The following is a 20,268-nucleotide window of genomic DNA, read 5'->3' as shown; positions in this document are numbered from 1 at the left end:
TGGACCAACCGATGATCAAGGCCGTCGATGCACACCGATCATCCCGCCCACATCCTCATTGTCGATGACACCCCGACCAACCTCGAGGTCCTGCTCGAGATCCTGGACCAGGACTATGACGTGAGCATCGCGTCCTCCGGTGACCAGGCCCTGGAATTCCTCCAGCAGGGCGCGCTGCCGGAGCTGATCCTCCTGGATGTCTTGATGCCCGGCCTGGACGGCTATCAGGTCTGCGAACGGATCAAGGCGGATCCGGCCACACGCGACATCGCGGTGATCTTCGTCACGGGCCGCACCGACGCCGACAGCGAGACCCGCGCCCTGACGTCCGGCGGGGTCGATTTCATCCACAAGCCCGTCAACGCGGCGGTGGTCCGGGCGCGGGTGCGGTTGCAACTGGAGTTGTGCCGCCAGACCCGGGAGCTGCAAGGGCGCCTGGCCGAGATCGCCCAGGCCCATGCGCAGTTGCAGGTGCTGTGGCAAGCCGTCGAGCAGAGCCCGACCTCCATCATCATCACTGATCGTGATTGCAAGACCCAATACGTGAATCCCTATTTCACGCAGGAGACCGGTTACTCGGCCGAGGAGATCCTGGGCCAGAATCCGCGGATCCTCCAGTCAGGGCTGACCGATCCAGTCCTGTTCAGAGGACTCTGGGAGCGTCTCGCACGCGGCCAGGCTTGGGTCGGCGAGCTCATCAATCGGCGCAAGAACGGCGAGGTCTATTGGGAGGAGGCCCATATCGCGCCGGTGAGGGGTGCGCGCGGCGAGATCACGCACTATGTCGCCGTGAAGCTCAATATCACCGAGCGCAGGGAGGCCCATGAGCGGCTGGCCTACATGGCCAATCACGACGTGCTGACCAATCTGCCCAACCGGGTCCTCTTCTTCGAGCGGCTCGACCAAGCCCTGGCCTCGGCGCGCCGTCACGGCACCCTTCTGGCGCTGCTGTTCGTCGATCTGGACAAGTTCAAGCCGATCAATGATACCCGGGGACATGCCGTCGGTGATCAGCTCCTGCAAGCGGTCGCCGAGCGTCTGACCACGCGGGTCCGCACCTCGGATACGGTGGGGCGAATCGGCGGAGACGAGTTCGTCATCCTTCTGAACGAGGTCGCGGGCGCGGACGACGCGACCCGGGTCGCCGATGCGCTCCGTCACAGCTTGAGCCAGCCCTTCACACTCGCTGGCCTGACCCTGAACATCTCGGCCAGTATCGGCGTCGCCCTCTTTCCCGATCATGCCCAGGACGCCATCACCCTGGCCCGGCATGCCGATGAAAGCATGTATCTGGCCAAACAGGCCGGGGGAGACGGGGTGAGGCTCTTCCCGGGCGACTCGCAAGCAGGCACCGGCAGTCATCCCGAGCAAACATGATGAATGAGACGAGCGCTCATGGTCACGATGGACCCGCCACGACTCAAGCCATCGCCACGTCGCTGGCCGCGCTCGATTTTCCGGCGGCGCTGCGCGCCTGCGATGCGGCCCTGGCGGACCCGGCGGCCGAGCTGCGGATTCGGATGGTGGCTGGCGGCGAGGTCCGCGCGATCCTGAGAGCGCACCAGGGTCGCGAGGGCGTACCCCGACCCGACCCACATCGCCGACCGAGAGTCCGCCCGCGCCTGCGCGCTGCGCCTGAACAGGCACACGACGCCTGATCCGGCTGCGCTGCTGCGGCACGGGCTCGGTGGTCGATGCGGCCGACGGCAGCCAGGGAGCTAAACGTAGCGGGCTTCGCGTCTGACTGGCAAGCCCTCGGCTTCCCAGCCGCCAAAGCCACCGGCAAGGCTGTAGACGGATTTGAAGCCCATCATCCGCAGGACCGCCGCACCCATCGCCGAGCGTCCGCCGGTGGCGCAGTAGAGCACCACGGGACGCTCGCGAGCAGCGGCAAGCTGCGGCAGATGCTTCTCATAGGTCGGGTCTGCCGCGGCCTCGAGGATGCCGCGCGGCACCAACATGGCCTGCTCGAGGTGACCCTGCTCATGCTCCGAGGACTCCCGCACATCGACGATGAGCAGATCGTCCGCGGTGTGCTGCATCTGCCGCAGCTCTTGGGGGGACAGCTCGGTGATGCAGGCCTTTGCCGCGGTCACGAAGTCCATGAGGGTCAACGGGGTTTCAGGGGTCGGAAGGTTATACATCTCGCCTCTCTCGGCAGTGAAACGAGATATTGCAGCAGCTTCGCCGCGCCAGCGCATTGAGGATTCGCGACAGCCACTGATTGCAGCTCGGCGACAGGCCCTGATCATCCTTGACACGCGCACTTGGGGTATCCAACCCGCCCGCGCTTCGACTCGACGCCCGGCACTGCTGCGGTATGGCCCTATCACGTGCCCCGCCGGTGATCGGCACACGATGCCCAACACCGGCGGGCCACGACCTCGCTTCGATCCCCCCAACGTCGAGCACCCCCCGAGGGGTGGAGCGCATCCCGCGCCGGCCACCTGCCTGCGGCGTCCACGGGGCCGTCCCTGGCCCCGACCACAGGCTCAGCGCCATCTGGGATCATCGTTCACACAGCGCCCTTGCTGGCACTGCCCGCTCCCCATCTGATCATTGCTGATCATATAGGTACAAGCGGCCCTGTCGGGTCGTACACCCGATGCGTCCCGGCAGGCGCAGACGACGGGCGGGTTGCGCAGACAGGCCAGGCAATGCGCCTCGATCGAGGGCCAGCAGGTCTGATCCCGCGCACAGCGGACCTGCCCCGGCGGGCAGGGCGTCGCGCAGGCCGGGATGATCTGCACCACCGGGATCGTCCCGGAGAACCAGGGCGGCAGGCTCCAGCGGAAGGCGCGCCACCGCACCAGGGTGTCGTGCAGCTCCAGCCGCTCGCAGAAGGTCTCGATCTCAAGCTTCAGTGGCCGCGTGCAGCGCACCCCCGGCAGAGCGGCGGGAGGCATCGCCAGGACCGCTCGCGGTCGGCAGTCGTCGCCCTCCCGACAGGCTGGATCGCGCGGGATCCGGGCACTGTCGAGCACCACCCGGCCCACGATGCGCAGATCATCCGAGGGCGCGCTCCACCACGGGGGCGAGACGCGCGGCGAGGACCACTCGAGCGTGGCGAAGACCTCGGCCCAATCGGCGGGGGAGCGCACCAGACGCGGGGGGCGGCAGCCATCCGTCGTCGCGCCCGCCTCCTCCGGGTCGTCGCTCGCGCGCGGCACCAGCTCCGGCGGCAGCGTGGGGAAGCGCGCCGCCAGCCGCGCGGGGTCGTCGTGCTCGGCGCAGGTCGGGTCGTCCTCCGTATCACAGGGGCCGAGCACCCGCACCACCCAGCGTCCGTCCTGTTGCTGCAACAGCGCGGTGACCGTCTCGTGGCGGTTCGAGCCGTCGGACGACTGTGGCTCGGCCTCGACCCAGGCCCAATCCGCCCGCACCCGCAGCAGCGCAACCACGAACACCAGATCCGGCCCGGTCAGGTGGGACAGCTCAGCGCGCAGTGCATCCAGGATCGCGCGCCGCTCCCGACTGCCGGGCGGCGGGGTGGTGATCGAACCGGCGTCCGCTTCGGTCGCGGCGGATCGGCTCGGTGACACCGCCACCGCGCAGCCCATCAGCAGGGTCAGGGCGAGGACGCCACCGATGAGGACACGCGCCCGGTGCGCAGCCCGGTCCGCGATGGCATGGGATGACTCACCGGCTCGCATGGCCGCATTCCTCGATGGAACAAGCAGAAAACGCTGCCCGACGCTTGGCGGGCGACGACCCACCTTGAGTCTAGTCAGCCCATGCACGCCACGGCGTCGCTGCGACCCGGAGCAGCTCGCCACCCCCGAGGGCAGACTCTCGCGCGCTCACGGTTTTCCGGCCTCGGTCGTATTCCAGGGCCGAATGAACTATATTTAAACAAGGAGTTGGAGAAACCGCGCCGCATGGTTATCCCGGGATGAGGCGAGCGCAAAAGGAATAGGAGCCGCATTGCACACTCGAGACGGCGGACGATAACCGAGCGACGAACCCGCGTGTTTACAATCACTGGAGCGTCATCATGTCCACGTCGCGAATCATCCGTATCGCCTCTTTACTGGCAGGTCTCGTCCTCACCGCGTTGGCTTGGCAGGCCCAAGGGCTCGAGACCATGATTCAGGTCTCGCCCAATGTCTTGAATATCGGCAGCCAGGGCAACGTCGTCACGGTGCACACCGATCTCCCCTATGCGTCGGTCGATGTCCACTCGGTGTTCCTCAACTCGGTGCCGATCGCGAGCTGGAAGGCCGACGATCAAGGCAACTTCGTCGCGAAATTCGGCATCAACGCCGTCAAGTCGTTGGATGGCCTGATCATCGGTGGCGAGAATGCCTTGATGCTGACCGGGGTCACCTGCGACGGCGAGCCGTTCGTCGGCACTGATTGGGTGCGTGTTGTCGATGTCGTGCCTCGCGGTCGCTGAACCTCCCGTGCACCTGTGCCGAGCGGCGACCCTCGCGCCGCTCGGCACCTCCAGGTCAGTCCCCGGTTTCCCCGCAATGGCGCTTGAGCCCGTCGAAGGGATGCTTCGCGATCGCGAGTTCAGCGTCAGTCCAACGTATCCAGCTCGGGAATGGCTTGAGTCAGGATGGTGAGTGCGGCGGCAAAGTCATAGTGATCAATGGCCTGAGCGATCGCCGGGAACTGACTGCCCAAGGCCGCACGCAGCGCGGTGGTATTCTTCTCGAGCAACCCGGCACTTGCAAAGTCGTCGTCGGCCAGCAGACGGGCCAACGCTTTGCAGCTCGCACGCATCTCGGCCGGATCCACCGCCGTCTGGGGCAGTGGTTCGACGTCATGCTCCGGCAACCGTGCGGCGATGGCCGCGATCAGCTCGCCCAGGCATTGTTTGATTTCGGCCCGCGGCGCATCGAGCAAGGCGGCGGGTGCATCCTCACGAACGCTCTGCTCAAGTTGTCCGGCCAGCTCGGCCAGCCTCATGGCACCGAGCTGCGCTGCGACGCCCCGAAGCGTGTGCGCGTCGCGCTGCGCGCTGGACCGGTCGCCGACAGCAAGAGCGCTGTCGAATCGCACCGCGAAATCCTGCTGTCCTGCGATAAATTTGCGCAGCAGCGAGAGATAAAGGGCCGACCGACCCAGTGCCTGGCGCAACCCCGTCGCCGTGTCGAGTCCATCGATCCCGGCAAAACGCTCAAGCACCGGGCCGGCCGCGTGCGGCATCTGAATTTGTCTATCGGAAGCGGATCCGACGGCGCCGTCACCTTCACCTGCCTTGATCCAGCGTAACAGCATGGCCCAAAGCGCTTCGGGGTCAATCGGCTTGGACAGGTGATCATTCATACCGGCCTGCAAACAACGCTCACGATCCCCGGCCATGGCATTGGCGGTCATGGCGACGATCGGGAGAACGGCGAATTGAGGGAGCTTGCGAATCGCCTGCGTGGCCTCGATGCCGTCCATGATCGGCATCTGCATATCCATGAACACTAGATCGTACTGAGTCTGCTGTACCTTCTCGAGCGCGATCGCCCCATTCTCGGCGAGGTCCACCAGCAGGCCTGCGCCGGTCAGCAGCTCCATCGCCACCTCTTGGTTCAGCTCGTTGTCCTCGACGACCAGCAGGCGCGCCCCGCGGATGCCTTTGAGCTGCGCCAGCTCCGGGTGCGTTCCGGGGGTGGGGTCGCGCGAACTGCGGACCTCCCCGCCGAGGATATCCATCGTGGTGTCGAACAGGATCGAGGCGTGGACCGGCTTGATCAGAACATCGGCGACCCCGGCCGCTCGGGCGTCCGCGATCAGCTCCTCTTTGCCGTGGGCGGTCACCATCACCAGTTTCGGCTCCGGATCGAGCCGCAGCGCATGGATTCGCCGAGCAACCTCCAGTCCGTCCATACCCGGCATCCGCCAGTCGAGATAGACCAAGGCGAAAGGCCGACCTTCCCGAGCGGCACGGTCGACCGCATCGATCGCGGCCGGACCGGAATCCGCCTCGGTCACCTCGAACGTCATGCTCGCGAGCATGTCGCGCAGGATTGCCCGGGCGTAGTCGTGATCGTCGACGATGAGTGCCGGACAGTGGGTGAGATCGGGACGCGGCACCAGCAGGCGCGCTTCGGTGCGGCCGATCCCGAGCGCAACAGTGAACCAGAAGGTACTGCCCTCGCCCGGCGTGCTGTCGACATGGATCTCTCCACCCATCAACTCGACGAGACGCCTGCAGATCGCCAGACCCAGTCCGGTGCCGCCGTATCGGCGGGTTGTGGAGCTGTCGGCCTGCTGGAAGCTGCGAAACAGCAGGGCGCGCTGGTCATCGGTTAAACCGATACCGGTGTCGCGAACCTCGAAGCGCAACAACACCTCGTCGGATGTGCGCCGCGCGACCCGGACGACGATGTCGATCTCACCCTGCTCGGTGAACTTCACTGCGTTGCTTCCCAGATTGATCAGCACCTGGCCGAGTCGCAGGGCATCGCCGATCAGCCAGCGCGGCACCTCGGGGCCAATGTCGATGACCATCTCCAGGCCCTTTCGACCGATCTGCTCGTTGAGCTGGTTGGCGAAGGTATCGAAGAGGCCTTCGAGCTCGAATTCGTGCTGTTCGACCGTGAGCTTGCCGGCTTCGATCTTGGAGAAATCGAGGATATCGTTGAGGATGCCCAGCAAGTGCTGGCTGGAACCGAGAATTTTGCGCACATAGCCGCGCTGCCCGGTTGTCAGGTCGGTCTTGAGTGCCAGATGCGACATACCGATGATGGCGTTCATCGGTGTGCGGATCTCATGGCTCATGTTCGCCAGGAACGCGCTCTTGGCCCGACTGGCGGACTCGGCCTGCTCCTTGGCCTCGCGCAACTGGATTTCGATCTGTTTGCGTGCGCTCAGATCGGTGTGGGTGCCGACCGCGCGGATCGGTTTGCCGGCCTCGTCGCGAGCAACGACCTTACCGCGGTCGAGGATCCATTTGTACTCTCCATCCCTGGCACGCATGCGAAACTCGATCTCATAGCCACCCTCGACCATCAACCTGTTTTGAACGGCCTCAAGGACCGGGGCGCGATCATCCGGGTGTACGAGTTCCGACAACAGATCAGGCCGTTCGTCGTCGAGCTCGCCGGGCTGGTACCCCAACATCCCGAAATAGGCGGGGCTGTAATAGGTGCGATCGGTGCGGATATCCCAGTCCCAGAGACCGTCGTTGCTCGCCTCCAATGCGAAGGCGTAGCGTTCCTCGCTCTGCTTGAGTTGAGCGTTCAATGCGTCGAGTGCCCTGGTGCGCTCGACGACTAGGGTTTCCAGATGATGGCGGTAGTTGTCGAGCTCCTGCTCAACGCGTTTTTTCTCGGTGATGTCACGCCACACCACGTGCAGCAGCCTCTTCTCGGGCTGTCGGATATGCGTCAGCAGTACCTCCACGAGGACCGGTTCGCCATCGGCACGCACGTGCTCCCACTCGAACTGCAGCGCCCCCTCGTCGAAAACTCTCTGGATCAGGGCCTCGGCCTTCACAGCGGAGCGCTGGCCATCGGGCTGATACTCGGGAGACAGCTCGGCGGGGGTGAGCCCTTCGAGTTGTTCCGCATGATCCATCCGCAGCATCTCGAGCGTCGCCCGATTCGGATGCGCATAGCGCCCGTCCTCGATGAGGACAACAGCCTCCTTGGTGTCCTCGAAAAGCCGACGAAAGCGCTCCTCGCTCGCGCGTAGACTCGCTTCGGCACGCGCAACGACAACACGTTGGATCGCCTCGCGCTCCAGCGCGGCGGCAGCCGCGATGCGACGTTCCAGGACACTGATCAGACGCGCCGCAACGGCGTCGATCAGAGCGCGCTCGCCCGTGAGGAAAGGCCCCTCGTCCTGCTCCGTACAGGGCTGCAGATACACCACGCCGACATGTCCCCGGACGGCATCCCCGATCCGTATCGGCGCCATCAGGCGCGCGGGCGCTGCGGTCGTGAAACCCGCCGTGGCGAAGGACTCGCCGTCCCAGTGGATCGCCGCGGCGGCGACGTCCGAGTGAAGCCATGCGCCGGGCAACAGCGCGGCAACCGCGCGCAGCATCTCCTCTTGCGGCGTCTCCATCGACTCGGTCGCGCGCAGGACGGCCTGGAGACACTCCTGCTCTTTGAGCCGTTCGCGTAAGGCAATCTGGGTGGCGCGCATCTCGGTGATGTCATGGGCGACGCCCAGCACCCCGACGGTGTGGCCATGCGAATCCGTGACCAGGGTGCGCGTGGTCTCATACAGGCGGGTGTCGCCGCGCCCGCGGTGCGGCAGCCATTCCTCGCTGGAGTCGGTCACACCGGTCAGGCGAACCGCGTCATCCTTCACGCGCAGGCGCTCGGCGAGATCCGGGTCGAAGAAGTCGACCACGCGCTTGCCGACAATGGTGTTCTCACCGGCACCCAGCAGTGCCTCGACGTTCGGATTGCAGAATCGGAAGATGCCGTCGCTGTCCTTGAGCCACACCAAATCAGGCAATGTTCGGAGCAGGACACCCAGGCGGCTGCGCTCCTCATCCAACGCCAGCGCATGCCGTTCGCTCTGCGCGCGCGCAGTGCGTAGCCGCGCGGCATAGATGGTCAGAACCAACAGGAGGGCCAGGATCGTCGCAGCGCCGACCATGGCGGCGATCAGGCCGGTGCGATGCTCGTCCCAAACCCATGCCCAGGTCAGCACCGATTCGGTGTCATAGGGCGGCAGCCGGAGCGCACGCAGGAGGGCTCGAACGGATTCGTACTCGTAAGGCAAGGTAAAGCCGTGCAGATCCGGCACACTGCCGCTCGGCATTGTCAGCAGCGCGGCAGTGACCCGTTTGGCCAGATCCTCGTCAAGCTGGGGCATGGCAAGCACGGGTCGCGCGGGGTAAAGCGGTGTCGACAAGGCATGGGGATAACCTGGCGGATCTCGCCGCGCGAGCACTCGAAGCGTGCCGGGCAAGACCCGGCCGTCGCGTTCCCAGTGCTCGAGTACACCTCCGCGCACAAACAGGGCATCCACCTGCCCAGTCTGCAAGGCGATAAGCCCGGTGTCGGGCGATACATCAATGCTTAGCGATTCGATATCTTCCGGAACGCGAACACCGGCCTTGAACAGCTCGTAGACCTGCGCGGTGAAACCGGTCAACAGATGCGAATCGATGGCCGCAATCCGCTTGCCTGCCAGATCATCCAGACGCTGCAGGTCGGTGCGCTCGCTGCGGACCAGGATGGCGCCGCCATAGCCACGCTGCGGCTTGCCATCGGCAAGCTCGACCAGGCTCGCTAAAGGCGCAGAGAGGCCGATGCGATGATTGAGTGCCAGGTAATCGACTGCATTGGTGATGAGCAGATCCACCTGACGCGCGACAATGGCCTGGTTGAGCTCCGCGTATCCGAGCACCCGGGCCGTGACGCTGACGTCGCCGAGCTGCTGCTCCAGGCGCTCGGCCAATGGCGCCCAGCGCGCCTGCTCCTCAACGACCGGGCCGGCCGCTAGGATCCCGACACGGAGTGTTCGGGCCGGCTCGGCCGAAGCCGCCGACCCGCCGAGGAACAGAACAAGCAGCGCCCAATTGGCCAGTCGCTGGATCATGCCGGCTCCACCGGCAAGCCATCGGGCCGAAACAATCCATCCAGAGGCGGCATCCGCTGCAGCAGGTCGGCCTCCGTCATGATCTCGGCGATCTCGCGCGCCGCTCGGGTCAGCTCAATGGCCGGCGGCGACAGATATTGACGGTTATAGAGGGCGTCGGGCAGATCCAGACCGCCGAAGATGCGTTTGACGTCTTCGACCTGAACGCCCAGTAGATGCGCCAGACGATAGCCGGTGTCGAGGGGATTGCTGTGCCACAGATCCAGCGCCCTGAAGTGGCCGGCGATCAGTTCGCGGACTGCGCCGCCCTGGCGCTGCAACGTCCCGGTGCGCACGACCAGGACGTCCAGGATCCGCATTGGGATCTCGCGGCTGTCGAAGAGCCGGACCAGTCCCTGCGCCTCCAGACGGGTCAACGCCGGTTCGTAGGTCAAGATGGCATCGGGGGCAAGCTGCTCCCAGGCCGCGACATGATCGAATTGCATCGACTCGATGATCACGTCATCCGGGGCGAGTCCGGCGGCCTGCAGGGCGTGGTGAAGCATCACCGCACCGAGACTCGAGTCCTCAACGGCGATGCGTTTTTCGGCGAGATCAGCCAAGCTGCCCAGACCCGGTCGGGTCAGCAGCGCATCCCCGCCGGCCGAGACATTGATGATGAGGATGGCCTCCACAGGCACCCCGTCGGCACGCAGGGTCAGCACCTCATCCAGGGTTAGCGCTGCACCATCAACCCGCGCTTCAGCCAATGCCTTGGCCGATTCGCCGAGCGTCGCGGTCTTCACAAGCTGCACCTGATCGGGTGCGTACCAGCCCTCCTGCTCGGCCAGCGCGATAAACTGATAGCCCGCCCAAGGCGAGACCGCAACCCGCAGCGGCGAGCGCGCACAACCGGCAAGAGCGCCGACTGCGGCGAACGCAACACCCTGTACCCCCAGTCGCAACAGGCTGCGCCGACTGATCAATCGACGGATATCAACCGCATTCAAGGCGCTGATACTCCTTAATAGGAAACGCGCGGCAGGGGGAATGAATCAGGTGACGTTGCTCTTAATCGCTCCGGGAAGTCGGGCTTGGTCTGGCGTCGCCGCGCCCGACAGGTTCGTTGACTGCGTGACCGGTGCAAAAAATATAGCACAGGGTTTCGCCGCGTCGCTTGGACGTGTTCGCGAAACCGGTCCCTCCCGAGGGGTTGAGGCCGCACGCGACGTGCATGGTTCTCTATCCCCCGGGTCGACCGGGGTCAGCAGCGTTCCTGCAGGATCCGTTGGATCTCGCTGTCGCTCGGCTCGATGGGGTTGGTCTGCAGGCTCGAGCCGCGTGAGTTGGCAAGGATGCACTCGAAATCGTGCTGCGTCACGCCGCGGGCGAGGGGGTCTTGTCATGCAATGGTTTGGCGTTCGGTGCAGGAGCACCGGTCGGATGCTCCGCGCTGGCATGGCGCCGGGTCTTTTCGGTCTCGATGTTCGACATGTCGGTCTCGTCTATAACGATGCTCTCGCGATGCAGCAAATGGACTTCAACCATAGCCTAGAAGCACGGCATCCTGCGAGCAGGTCGTCGAGGATTTGGCGTGGACGGGATTCGATCCCGGGCGATTTCCGAGGCATCATGACCCGCCTGCATGCCGACCACCCGGTGTAAGCTCGCGCCGTTGCTCACCCGAACCCGGATCTCCCGATGCCACGGCTTCTTCTCTTGCTCGCGGCGCTCGTCATCGCCGCACCCGCTCACGCCGAGGACGCCGACCTCGCCGCGCTGTTCGCCGCGGCCGGCGTCGAGGGCACCCTCGTCATCGCCGACCTCGACGGCGACTCGGTGCATGTGCACAACGCCTCGCGGGCCGCGCAACGGTTCCCGACGGCCTCGACCTTCAAGATCTTGAACACCCTCATCGCACTGGAGGAGGGCGTCGTTGCCGGACCCGATGCTCTGATCCCGTGGGACGGTCGCGTGCATGACATGCCCGACTGGAATCGCGATCACACCCTCGCCAGTGCCTTTGCGACCTCGTGCGTCTGGTGCTATCAGAGCCTGGCTCGACAGATCGGCGCCGAGCGCTACCGCAGCCACCTCGCGCGCGCGGGCTACGGCGAGCTGGCGGAGCCGTTCGATCCCGTGGCCTTCTGGCTCGACGGCGCCCTCACCATCAGTGCCTTGGAGCAGGTTGAGTTCCTGCGCCGGGTGATTCTGCGCACCCTGCCGTATCGTGACTCTGCCTACGCGGGCCTGCGCCGGGTCATGCTCGCCGAAACGACCGAGCAGCACCGTCTGTTCGCGAAGACCGGTTGGGCCGCACGTGCCACGCCGCAGATCGGCTGGTATGTCGGGTATGTCGAGACCGAGACGCCCGAGGCGACCTGGATCTTCGCCTTGAACATGGACATCCGGGGTGCCGCCGACCTGTCCTTGCGTCGGGATCTCGTGCGCGCCGGATTGCAGGCGAAGCGGATCATCGAGCCGCCCACGGCAGCGTCCGCCATCAACCGCGACGACGGGGGCAAGACGCATGATCCGGCTGCCGCAAAGTCCGCGACGACAACGCAAGAGGAGCATCGCGCACGTGTGGAATGAACGCTACGCCGAGGACGACTATGCCTACGGCACCGCGCCGAACGACTTCCTGATCGAGCAGGCGGATCGGCTGCCGGACGGTCCGGTGCTGTGCTTGGCCGAGGGTGAAGGGCGCAACGCGGTCTGGTTGGCCGCGCGCGGCCATGCGGTGACCGCGATGGACGCCTCGAGCGTCGGTCTGGAGAAGGCCCGGCGTCTGGCCGCCGAGCGCGGGGTGCGGATCGAGACCCGTTGCAGCGACCTTGCGCACTTCGAGATCGCGCCCGACACCTGGTCGGGGATCGTCTCGAACGTCGCCCATGTGCCGCCGGACCTGCGCCGGGCGGTGCACCGGCGCGTCGTGGCGGGGCTGCGACCGGGCGGGGTCCTGATCCTGGAAGCCTACACCCCCGAGCAGCTGCGTTTGGGCACCGGCGGCCCACCCGTGGCCGAGCTGACCATGGACCTCGCCACCCTGGAGGCCGAGCTCGCCGGCCTGGTCTTCGAGCTCGCGCGCGAGCACGAGCGCGAGGTGTTCGAAGGGCGCTACCATCGGGGGCGCGGTCATGTCGTGCAGATCCTCGGGCGCAAGCCGGCAGAGGATTGATCGGAACCATCCAGCCGCACGTCGCCGATGGATGCCGACTCGCCATGCACACCGGCGTTGCCGCTCGGCACGGCGCATCTAACGACCCGCGACCGGGTCACCCCGCAGCCGCCACCCACCCCGGAGGACATGCACCATGGTCAAAGCCGTTTGGAAGGATGGCCTGATCGCCGAGAGCGAGCAGGTCCAGGAGATGGATGGCTATGTCTATTTCCCGATCGCGTCGGTCCGAGAGGATCTGCTCGAGCCCAGCGAGCGGCGCTCGGTGTGTCCGAAGAAGGGCGAGGCCCGCTACTTCCACATCCTGGTCGGCAACGACTGCAACGTCGACGCCGCCTGGTGCTATCCGGACCCGAAACCCGCGGCCGCGCGCATCGCCGCGCACATCGCCTTCTGGCGCGGGGTCACGGTGGAGCGCTGAGCGGCCCCGCGACCGAGCGGGTTCGTGGCCGACGCGGAGGGTGCGGCGCTGTTCGCCGCCTGGCCCCGGCAGCACGCGACGACCCGCCGCCTAACGCGCAGCCCCGCGATACAGTCGTTCCACCCCGTCCCGGAACCAGGCGGGTCGCGCGAGCAGGACGTACGCGAGCAGCAGTGCGGCCAGCGGGAGCATGAAGGCCGCGGTGTCCACGACGACGATCAGCAGGGCAAGAAGCAGACGGTGGGCGAGACGCATGACGACCTCGGGGTTGCTATTGTTCACGAGACCCGGCGGAGCGCTGAACATCCACCTGCCCGGTGACGCTCAGCCCCGGCCTCATGGCCGGCTGTGGCTCGGCGCGCGCGGGTGCCGCAGGCGCCGGACGACCCACGCGCGCAGGCCGATATAGAGCAGGACGCCGACGAGGTTGGCGACGAGGTCGAGCCACGAGAGCTCGCGATACGGCAGTGGCCACTGCACCAACTCGATGACGAGCCCGTAGCCGAGCAGCAGTCCCCAACGCGGCCACTCCCGGTCGCGCCCCGGATAGCCGGCGTCGGCCAGTGCAGCCATGAGGCAGAAGGCCAGCACGTGGTTGGCCTTGTCCCACGAGAAGCCCGCGGGCTCCATGAGCGGCGCGAACGCAAGCCAGGCCACCACCAGGACGCAACCCCAGAGCGCCAGCTGAAAGGCTCGCCGAAACACCCCCTCCGGCATGAAGACCAACATCAGAAGAGATCCACCGGGTGACATGCCGGGCCCGCCCGGTCGCAAACGGTCTGCGAACCGATCGCCTGCAGCGCCGTTTCGCAGGTGCCGCACCGGGTGAAGCCGGCTGGCGACTCCGGCGAACAGGTTTCCAGGGGCTCTGCGAGGACAGTGTTGGTTTCGGGCATGAAGGCGCTCCGGCTGGCGTGGTTGTCGTGTTGCTTGCGCGTCAGATGGTCTCTACAGTCGCCGCCGGACGCAAGACCTGCGGACTCGGCCGGGCAACCGGAAGATACCCTCACGGATCGACGAGCGATACGCGACTCTCCGTGTCCTGTGGAGACCCTGCCGAGAAGCGCAGCCATCCGACGGATACGCTCGGCGGCGCGCGATCTGCGACCATTCCCCTCGCCCCTCATAGCGCCGACGTCACGCCATGCCCACCCGCCGCCCCCAACCGTTTTGCTTCCTCCTCGTGCCGGTCCTGCTCTCGGCCGCCCTGCTCGGCACCGGGTGCGAGGAGTCCCCCACCGGACGCAAGCAGGTCGCGCTGGTGCCGGAGGCGCAGATGACCGCGCTCGGCGAGCAAGGCTTTGCGGAGCTGCTGCAGAGCCTGCCGTTGAACGACGACCCCGACATGCGCGCCTACATCGGCTGCGTCGCCGAGGCGTTGGTGGACGCCCTGCCGCCGCCGCACGGGCGTTGGTCCATCGCCGTCTTCGACGACCCCACGCCCAATGCCTTCGCACTGCCCGGCGGAAAGATCGGCGTGCATTCCGGCATGCTGCAGGTCGCCCGCACACCCGATCAGCTTGCCGCCGTCATCGCCCACGAGATCGCGCACGTGCTGGCGGACCACTCCAACGAGCGCTTGACCCAAGAGCTCGCGGTCCAGGGCGGGCTGATGCTGGTGGATCTGTTCGCCGAGGAGCCGGGGAGTCTCCAGCACGAGGTGCTGCGCGGGGCGCTGGGCATCGGCGCCGAGTACGGTCTGCTGCGCCCCTACAGCCGCACCCACGAGCGCGAGGCCGACCGCATCGGCCGCGACCTGATGGCCCGGGCCGGCTTCGATCCGCGCGCCGGCGTGGCGCTCTGGCGCAACATGGCCGCCGCCGGCGGGAGCCAGCCGCCGGCCTTCCTCTCCACCCATCCCTCCCACGACAACCGTATGGAGGAGCTGGACGAGGGCCTGGAGCAGGCCGTCGAGGTCTATCGGCAGGCCCGTGCCGCGGGGCGTATGCCCGCGTGCTCGCCGCCGTGAGGCGGACGTCGGGTGACGCTCGCCGCCTTAGTCCCAGAGGGCATCCAGGGCCACGAGGATCCGCGCACCCGAGCCCGGATCGACCTGCGGGGAGCGGTGGATCGCCCCGCCGGCCGCGTTGCCCTGCCAGGCGCTGCCCTTGAGCAGCAGGATGTCGAACGGCCGGGCTTGCCCGCTTGCCGGGGCGCCCGCGGCGCTGCCGGGCAGACCCCGCGGGTCGATCCCGGGAGCATCGAGCCATTCAGTCCCCGGACCGCACCAGGTGCAGAGCAGCCGGATGCCGGTGCGGTCGACATGCCAGCCGGGACACATGGCGCGCTCCAGGCGCTCGATGCGCAGGCCGATCGCCGTGCAGTCGAGCAGGTCGCCGTAGAGCTCCAGCAGGAAGGCAAGCTCGCGCCGAAGCGCCGGCTGCGCAAACGCCGGCGGCAGCGGCAGGGCATCGATGTCGGGAACGCCGTCGGCGCAGCGCGGGACGACCGCCCGCAGGCCGGACCAGCCGCTCGCGTGGATGCGCGCGAGTGCGCCGAGCAGGTTCGCGCACCCGGGCGGCGAGTGGATACAGATCTGGGTCTCGGGCATGAAGATCCGGGTCAGGTCCGCCAGGGTATCGGCCCGCTGCACCGTGTCGCTCGGGCCGCCGAGCCCGCGCGGCGCGGCGCTCGGGATCACAGACTGTGCGCTCATGGCTGACACCTCCAGGCTGAACGGTCGGACCCGTTTGGCGACTCGGACAGGATGCGCGGGGGGGGCTTCGCTCTTGCACCGCGGGGCGAGGCCACCGCACCGGCTCGGCTACGGCACTGCACATGATGTTATAGCGTTGCATTTGGAGACGTAAACCCCGCGGCGAACCGGCTAGTCGGCGCTCGCCCGCACCTGCGACCGGCCGATCGACGTCATCACCCGTCGGATCAGCCCGCGTCCCGCGTCGCGTCCAACCTCCCCGGGTCCAGGACTGCGGAGGCGCCTTGCCGGTTGCCGATCCGACCTTGCGTGACTCCCGTTCACCCGACGGCAGCGATCGGCCTTGCATTCCCTTAGCGAACGATTATCATTTGTGTTAAGGACGGACACCCATGCCCGACCCCGCCCTCCCGATCACCCGATCGGGTCGACACGCCGGCAAGGGCGTCTCGACCCTGGAGCCATCAGCATGCGCGAGCTTCTCATCAGTACGGTTGCAACAGGTGTCCTCCTGCTCGGTTTGATGGGCACCCACACCCCGACACCTCCGCCCGAGACCTCCTCGGCGCTGCATCCCGCACCCGTCGCACTGCACGCCGATCCCGCCGGATTGCCGACCACCGCCGCGCAGAGCGCTTCATGAGCGCAGCACTCGAGCGGGCCGAGCATCCAGATCGGTCCCTGCCGGGCGCCGACCCCCAAGACGCCGTTGACAGCGCCGAGCGGTTCGACCCGGCCGGAGAGCTGCGCATCCTGCATCGCGGTCGGCTGTAACGGCTGCGTGTCGCCGGTGCCGGTCACCTCGAACTCGTCGGGCCGAAGGGGTCGCGGTCGGCACGTCCCCTCCGAGGCATCGGCATTGTGGAACCTGGCCGAGACCACGGCGGGTGCGCGGTCGCCGATCCGAGGCTACCAAGCGAAATAACCTCTTCGCGCCCGTATCGGACCTCCGAATGTCCAAGACCGCCCGCGAGCGGCTGGAACCCCGATGCCGGAGATGATCCGGATCCATCGCAGACGCTGCACCGGCCCCGAGTTCAAGAGCTTCCCCTCATCCCTGACTCGATCGTTCACGGGAATCGATTGATATAACGCAATCGTCCTTGACGATGATTGGCATCGGATCAAACGAATTTATGCACCCATCAGCAATCGCTAACCTAGCATCAACCTCGAACGAGGGACGACGCAACAACCACTGCAGACCTGGAGCTTGAACCATGACCAACGAGACCACTTCAGCCCCCGCCATGCCGCGCCTGAACGAGCCGGCACCGGCCTTCGATGCGCCGACCACCCACGGTCGCAAGACCCTGGAAGACTATCGCGGCAAGTGGCTGGTCCTCTTCTCCCACCCGGCCGACTTCACGCCGGTGTGCACCACCGAGTTCATGGGCTTCGCCCGCCGTCATGCCGATTTCCAGGCGATCGACTGCGATCTGCTCGGCCTCTCCATCGACAGCCACTACAGCCACGTCGCCTGGGTGCGCAACATCAAGGAGAAGTTCGACGTGGAGATCGGTTTCCCGATCATCGCCGACCTCTCCATGCAGGTCGCCAAGGCCTACGGCATGATCCAGCCCGGCGCGAGCGATACCTCGGCGGTGCGCGCCACCTTCGTGATCGACCCGCAAGGCGTGCTGCGGGCCATGCTCTACTATCCGATGAGCAACGGCCGCTCCATCGACGAGATCCTGCGTCTGGTGAAGGCCATGCAGACCTCCGACGCCTACAAGGTCGCCACCCCCGAGAACTGGCAGCCGGGCGAGAAGGTCATCGTCCCCCCGCCGGGCAGCGTGGAGGAGGCGAACGCACGGGTGGCGAGCGGCGAGTACGAGTGCGTGGACTGGTACTTCTGCAAGAAATCGCTCTGAGCCTGCGCATCCGGATTGAATGACGTACACAGCCCCGGCCGAAAGGTCGGGGCTTTTTGCGGTGAAGTGTCCATCAAGGCATGTCAGTGTTGTCGGGCGACTAAAGTCGCCCCGTGGTCGTTCCTATCCCGAGATCACCTTCGTCCGACCCCGTCGCCACCGGTCGCTCGGGTGAGCGGATCCATTCACTCCAAGATCCGGCATAGAGTCGCGAGCCATGCAGTCCGGCGATCTCCATCGCCAAGAGGTTGTGGCAGGCGTTCACGCCCGAGCCGCAGCTGTGCACGACGGATGACGGGGGAGCCGGGCCGATCGCTCGGGTGAAGCGTTTGTGCAGACGCTCCGCGCAGAGAAACCGCCCGTCCGCATCCAGGTTATCCGTCAGCGGCAGATTGATGGCGCCCGGGATGTGGCCCGCCACCGGATCGATGGGCTCTTGGTCACCTCGAAAGCGCTCGGGTGCGCGTGCGTCGATCAGGGTCGGCCGGCCCGCGGACAGCTCGGCGGCCAGCGCCTCGGTGGTGATCCATCGGGTGTCGTCGGGCCTTGCGGTCAGCTCCCCTGGCTCGTGACGAGGGTCCTCGCCCGTCAGTGCGCCGCCTGCGGCGATCCAGGCTTGAAGCCCTCCGTCGAGCAGGGCGACCCGATCGTGCCCGATCCAACGCAGCAGCCACCAGAGCCTCGCCGCGAATCCGCCGCCTACATCATCGTAGACGACCACCCGCGTCCGCGGCGAAACGCCGCAGTCGCCGAGCCAGGCGGCGAGGCGCGCTGGATCGGGCAAGGGATGGCGCCCGTTCGTCGGACCGATCGGGGAGGACAGATGCGTGTCGAGATCGGCGTAATAGGCTCCGGGAGGATGGCCCTCCGCATAGGCTCGACGTCCCGCCTCGGGGTCGGCCAGCGAGAAGCGACAGTCGAACAGTCGCAGGTCCGGATCCTCGATCCCGGCGAGCAAGGTCGGCGCGTCGACGAGGTTCTCTCGGACGCCGTTCAAGCGTTGAATGCCTCGAGCCCGGACAGACGCATCCGGTGATTCCCTTCGACCGGTCGGCGCGGCGTTTTACCCTCCACGGCATGGGCGATGGCGCGGATATGATCGGGCGTGCTCCCGCAGCAGCCGCCGATGATGTTGAGGAAACCCGACTGCGCCCACTCCTCGATCTGCTCGGCCATCTGAGCCGGCGTCATGTCGTAGCCGCCCATCTCGTTGGGCAGTCCGGCGTTCGGATGAAAGGTGGTGTAGGACTCGGCGATGCGGGCCATATCCTCCACGTGCGGTCTGAGCAGATCCGGACCCAAGGCGCAGTTGAGCCCGATGGCGAAGGGTTTGACGTGGCGAAGGCTGTTGTAGAAGGCTTCGACGGTTTGGCCGGAGAGGGTGCGCCCGGAGGCGTCCGTAATGGTGCCCGAGATCATGACGGGCAGGATGATGCCGTCTTCCTCGAAGACCTGATCGACCGCAAAGGCCGCTGCTTTGGCGTTGAGCGTGTCGAAGATGGTCTCGATCAGGATGATGTCGACGTCCGCGGCGATGAGTGCTCGGGTCGCCTCGGCATAGACCTCGACCAGCTCGTCGAAATTCGTGTTGCGTGCGCCCGGGTCGTTGACATCCGGCGAGATGCTGGCGGTCTTGCTGGTCGGGCCCAAGACACCGGCGACGAAGCGCGGCTTGTCGGGGGTCTTGGCGGTCCAGACGTCGGCCACCTCGCGGGCCAGCCGGGCCGCGGCGGTGACGATCTCCGCGGTATAGTCCTGCAGACCGTAGTCGGCCTGTGAGAGTCGGTTGCCGTTGAAGGTGTTGGTCTCCAGGATGTCGGCGCCGGCCTCCAGGTACTGCTCGTGGATTGCGCGGATGACCTCGGGCTTGGTCAGCGACAGCAGATCGTTGTTGCCCTTGAGGTCCGAAGGCCAATCCTTGAACTGCTCGCCGCGGTAGTCGGCCTCTTCGAGTTGACAGCGTTGGATCATGGTTCCCATGGCGCCGTCGAGGATGAGGATGCGTCGGTTCGCGAGGTCGGTGATTCGGCTGCGTGTGTCTGGCATGATGGCGATGGCGATGGCGAGGATCGATGAAGATGGCGTTCGAGTATAGCGGGTCAGTCCGAGCGGTCGCGAGCCGATGCGCGTTCGACTGATCGCGGTCGGGCGGCGCATGCCCGCCTGGGTGGAGTCCGGTTACGTGGAGTATGCCAAGCGACTCCCCTCCGAGTGCGCGCTCTCCGTGGTCGAGATCGAGCCGGGCCTGCGCGGCAAGGGCAGCGGCGCGGAGCGTGCACGCGCGGATGAAGGCGCCCGCATGCTGAAAGCGATCCCGAAAGGCGCGCGTGTCGTGGCGCTCGACGGCGCGGGTGAGTCTTGGAGCACCGAGACCCTGGCCGAGCAGCTGCGGGCCTGGCTGGCCGGCGGTCGCGATCTGGCCTTGCTGGTCGGCGGCCCGGACGGTTTGGCCGAGCCCTGCCTGGCGCGGGCCGATCAGCGCTGGTCCCTGTCGCGGCTGACCTTTCCGCACCCGCTGGTGCGGGTCATCGTCGCCGAGCAGCTCTACCGCGCCTGGACGCTGGTGCAGGGGCATCCGTACCATCGCGGCGACTGAAGCCGCCAGGCGCCACCAGGCGCCAGCCTCCAGCCTCCAGCTTCGGTTTGGTTGATGGCA

The 20,268-nt window shown here is 66.6% G+C and carries 19 protein-coding genes and 2 pseudogenes; 11 read left to right on the top strand and 10 right to left on the bottom strand.

Going from position 1 to position 20,268, the window contains the following annotated elements; translation table 11 throughout:
- The first annotated feature begins 27 nt into the window (after positions 1–27).
- Both B4N44_RS02745 and B4N44_RS02740 read left to right on the top strand, forming a co-directional pair.
- A complete protein-coding gene (locus B4N44_RS02745; protein WP_296696711.1) occupies positions 28–1,377 on the top strand; it encodes a GGDEF domain-containing response regulator in 1,350 nt (449 codons plus the stop codon).
- Positions 1,374–1,658, top strand: a complete 285-nt coding sequence (locus B4N44_RS02740; protein ID WP_296696709.1) for a hypothetical protein — start codon at positions 1,374–1,376, stop codon at positions 1,656–1,658. The genes B4N44_RS02745 and B4N44_RS02740 overlap by 4 nt, the downstream gene beginning before the upstream one ends.
- Before the next feature lie 60 nt (positions 1,659–1,718).
- On the opposite strand, the gene B4N44_RS02735 is transcribed toward B4N44_RS02740, so the two are convergent.
- Together B4N44_RS02735 and B4N44_RS02730 are read right to left on the bottom strand one after the other, a co-directional pair.
- Positions 1,719–2,144 (bottom strand): rhodanese-like domain-containing protein, encoded by a 426-nt coding sequence (locus B4N44_RS02735; protein WP_296696707.1) that lies wholly within the window; start codon positions 2,142–2,144, stop codon positions 1,719–1,721.
- 348 nt (positions 2,145–2,492) lie between these two features.
- Positions 2,493–3,653: a hypothetical protein gene (locus B4N44_RS02730; RefSeq protein ID WP_296696705.1), complete on the bottom strand. Its 1,161-nt coding sequence runs from the start codon at positions 3,651–3,653 to the stop codon at positions 2,493–2,495.
- Positions 3,654–3,994: 341 nt separating this feature from the next.
- On the opposite strand from B4N44_RS02730, the gene B4N44_RS02725 reads away from it, so the two are divergent.
- A complete protein-coding gene (locus B4N44_RS02725) occupies positions 3,995–4,396 on the top strand; it encodes a hypothetical protein (protein ID WP_296696703.1) in 402 nt (133 codons plus the stop codon).
- A 125-nt stretch (positions 4,397–4,521) separates the two neighbouring features.
- On the opposite strand, the gene B4N44_RS02720 is transcribed toward B4N44_RS02725, so the two are convergent.
- Both B4N44_RS02720 and B4N44_RS02715 read right to left on the bottom strand, forming a co-directional pair.
- Positions 4,522–9,501 carry a response regulator gene (locus B4N44_RS02720; RefSeq protein ID WP_296696701.1) on the bottom strand — a complete coding sequence of 1,660 codons (4,980 nt, stop codon included), beginning with the start codon at positions 9,499–9,501 and terminating at the stop codon, positions 4,522–4,524.
- Complete coding sequence (locus tag B4N44_RS02715) at positions 9,498–10,490, bottom strand: ABC transporter substrate-binding protein (RefSeq protein WP_296696699.1); 993 nt, start codon at positions 10,488–10,490, stop codon at positions 9,498–9,500. Before B4N44_RS02715 ends, B4N44_RS02720 begins: the two co-directional genes overlap by 4 nt.
- Positions 10,491–11,181: 691 nt before the next feature.
- On the opposite strand from B4N44_RS02715, the pseudogene blaOXA reads away from it, so the two are divergent.
- From blaOXA to B4N44_RS02700, 3 genes and pseudogenes are all read left to right on the top strand, one after another.
- Positions 11,182–11,946: pseudogene (gene blaOXA, locus B4N44_RS02710) on the top strand (class D beta-lactamase); the annotation flags it as partial.
- A gap of 118 nt (positions 11,947–12,064) precedes the next feature.
- The gene (locus B4N44_RS02705; protein WP_296696695.1) at positions 12,065–12,661 is read left to right on the top strand and encodes an SAM-dependent methyltransferase; all 597 of its coding nucleotides are present in this window, start codon (positions 12,065–12,067) and stop codon (positions 12,659–12,661) included.
- 136 nt (positions 12,662–12,797) lie between these two features.
- Entirely contained in the window at positions 12,798–13,082 is a 285-nt protein-coding gene (locus B4N44_RS02700; RefSeq protein ID WP_296696693.1) for a DUF427 domain-containing protein, read from the top strand.
- Between the two features lie 90 nt (positions 13,083–13,172).
- Here B4N44_RS02700 and B4N44_RS02695 read toward each other — a convergent pair whose 3' ends face one another.
- From B4N44_RS02695 to B4N44_RS02685, 3 genes are read right to left on the bottom strand one after another with little or no spacing between them, the layout of a single operon-like run.
- Entirely contained in the window at positions 13,173–13,388 is a 216-nt protein-coding gene (locus B4N44_RS02695) for a hypothetical protein (protein ID WP_296696692.1), read from the bottom strand.
- A 30-nt stretch (positions 13,389–13,418) separates the two neighbouring features.
- Entirely contained in the window at positions 13,419–13,811 is a 393-nt protein-coding gene (locus B4N44_RS02690; RefSeq protein WP_296696690.1) for a VanZ family protein, read from the bottom strand.
- Positions 13,811–13,978: a DUF2237 family protein gene (locus B4N44_RS02685; protein ID WP_296696688.1), complete on the bottom strand. Its 168-nt coding sequence runs from the start codon at positions 13,976–13,978 to the stop codon at positions 13,811–13,813. Before B4N44_RS02685 ends, B4N44_RS02690 begins: the two co-directional genes overlap by 1 nt.
- 248 nt (positions 13,979–14,226) lie before the next feature.
- On the opposite strand from B4N44_RS02685, the gene B4N44_RS02680 reads away from it, so the two are divergent.
- Positions 14,227–15,051, top strand: coding sequence for a M48 family metallopeptidase (locus tag B4N44_RS02680; RefSeq protein ID WP_296696686.1), 825 nt, complete (start codon positions 14,227–14,229; stop codon positions 15,049–15,051).
- 27 nt (positions 15,052–15,078) lie between these two features.
- Here the strand turns inward: B4N44_RS02680 and B4N44_RS02675 are convergent, their stop codons facing one another.
- Positions 15,079–15,738 (bottom strand): DUF1826 domain-containing protein, encoded by a 660-nt coding sequence (locus tag B4N44_RS02675; protein ID WP_296696685.1) that lies wholly within the window; start codon positions 15,736–15,738, stop codon positions 15,079–15,081.
- 469 nt (positions 15,739–16,207) lie between these two features.
- On the opposite strand from B4N44_RS02675, the gene B4N44_RS02670 reads away from it, so the two are divergent.
- The 3 genes from B4N44_RS02670 (at position 16,208) to B4N44_RS02660 (ending at position 17,612) form a co-directional block, all read left to right on the top strand.
- Positions 16,208–16,381, top strand: coding sequence for a hypothetical protein (locus tag B4N44_RS02670; RefSeq protein WP_296696683.1), 174 nt, complete (start codon positions 16,208–16,210; stop codon positions 16,379–16,381).
- On the top strand, positions 16,378–16,512 hold the full coding sequence (locus B4N44_RS02665; protein ID WP_296696682.1) for a hypothetical protein: 135 nt from the start codon (positions 16,378–16,380) through the stop codon (positions 16,510–16,512). The genes B4N44_RS02670 and B4N44_RS02665 overlap by 4 nt, the downstream gene beginning before the upstream one ends.
- Before the next feature lie 446 nt (positions 16,513–16,958).
- Positions 16,959–17,612 (top strand): peroxiredoxin, encoded by a 654-nt coding sequence (locus tag B4N44_RS02660; protein WP_296696680.1) that lies wholly within the window; start codon positions 16,959–16,961, stop codon positions 17,610–17,612.
- A 100-nt stretch (positions 17,613–17,712) separates the two neighbouring features.
- On the opposite strand, the gene B4N44_RS02655 is transcribed toward B4N44_RS02660, so the two are convergent.
- Together B4N44_RS02655 and B4N44_RS02650 are read right to left on the bottom strand one after the other, a co-directional pair.
- Complete coding sequence (locus B4N44_RS02655) at positions 17,713–18,609, bottom strand: sulfurtransferase (RefSeq protein ID WP_296696679.1); 897 nt, start codon at positions 18,607–18,609, stop codon at positions 17,713–17,715.
- 2 nt (positions 18,610–18,611) lie between these two features.
- Positions 18,612–19,658: pseudogene (locus B4N44_RS02650) on the bottom strand (homocysteine S-methyltransferase family protein); the annotation flags it as partial.
- Between the two features lie 76 nt (positions 19,659–19,734).
- Between B4N44_RS02650 and rlmH the strand changes: the two are divergent.
- The gene (gene rlmH, locus B4N44_RS02645) at positions 19,735–20,208 is read left to right on the top strand and encodes a 23S rRNA (pseudouridine(1915)-N(3))-methyltransferase RlmH (protein ID WP_296696677.1); all 474 of its coding nucleotides are present in this window, start codon (positions 19,735–19,737) and stop codon (positions 20,206–20,208) included.
- The last annotated feature ends 60 nt before the right edge of the window (positions 20,209–20,268 follow it).

Origin of the sequence: Thiocapsa sp. UBA6158 (genome assembly GCF_002423035.1) — a bacterium.
Classification (GTDB): domain Bacteria; phylum Pseudomonadota; class Gammaproteobacteria; order Chromatiales; family Chromatiaceae; genus Thiocapsa.
This window is presented reverse-complemented; position numbering and strand designations above follow the sequence as displayed.

Coding starts and splice junctions, on each gene's coding strand:
- B4N44_RS02745 (WP_296696711.1), top strand. CDS start 28: ATGCACACCGATCATCCCGCCCACATCCTCATTGTCGATGACACCCCG.
- B4N44_RS02740 (WP_296696709.1), top strand. CDS start 1,374: ATGATGAATGAGACGAGCGCTCATGGTCACGATGGACCCGCCACGACT.
- B4N44_RS02735 (WP_296696707.1), bottom strand. CDS start 2,144: ATGTATAACCTTCCGACCCCTGAAACCCCGTTGACCCTCATGGACTTC.
- B4N44_RS02730 (WP_296696705.1), bottom strand. CDS start 3,653: ATGCGAGCCGGTGAGTCATCCCATGCCATCGCGGACCGGGCTGCGCAC.
- B4N44_RS02725 (WP_296696703.1), top strand. CDS start 3,995: ATGTCCACGTCGCGAATCATCCGTATCGCCTCTTTACTGGCAGGTCTC.
- B4N44_RS02720 (WP_296696701.1), bottom strand. CDS start 9,501: ATGATCCAGCGACTGGCCAATTGGGCGCTGCTTGTTCTGTTCCTCGGC.
- B4N44_RS02700 (WP_296696693.1), top strand. CDS start 12,798: ATGGTCAAAGCCGTTTGGAAGGATGGCCTGATCGCCGAGAGCGAGCAG.
- B4N44_RS02695 (WP_296696692.1), bottom strand. CDS start 13,388: ATGTTCAGCGCTCCGCCGGGTCTCGTGAACAATAGCAACCCCGAGGTC.
- B4N44_RS02690 (WP_296696690.1), bottom strand. CDS start 13,811: ATGTTGGTCTTCATGCCGGAGGGGGTGTTTCGGCGAGCCTTTCAGCTG.
- B4N44_RS02685 (WP_296696688.1), bottom strand. CDS start 13,978: ATGCCCGAAACCAACACTGTCCTCGCAGAGCCCCTGGAAACCTGTTCG.
- B4N44_RS02680 (WP_296696686.1), top strand. CDS start 14,227: ATGCCCACCCGCCGCCCCCAACCGTTTTGCTTCCTCCTCGTGCCGGTC.
- B4N44_RS02675 (WP_296696685.1), bottom strand. CDS start 15,738: ATGAGCGCACAGTCTGTGATCCCGAGCGCCGCGCCGCGCGGGCTCGGC.
- B4N44_RS02670 (WP_296696683.1), top strand. CDS start 16,208: ATGCGCGAGCTTCTCATCAGTACGGTTGCAACAGGTGTCCTCCTGCTC.
- B4N44_RS02665 (WP_296696682.1), top strand. CDS start 16,378: ATGAGCGCAGCACTCGAGCGGGCCGAGCATCCAGATCGGTCCCTGCCG.
- B4N44_RS02660 (WP_296696680.1), top strand. CDS start 16,959: ATGACCAACGAGACCACTTCAGCCCCCGCCATGCCGCGCCTGAACGAG.
- rlmH (WP_296696677.1), top strand. CDS start 19,735: ATGCGCGTTCGACTGATCGCGGTCGGGCGGCGCATGCCCGCCTGGGTG.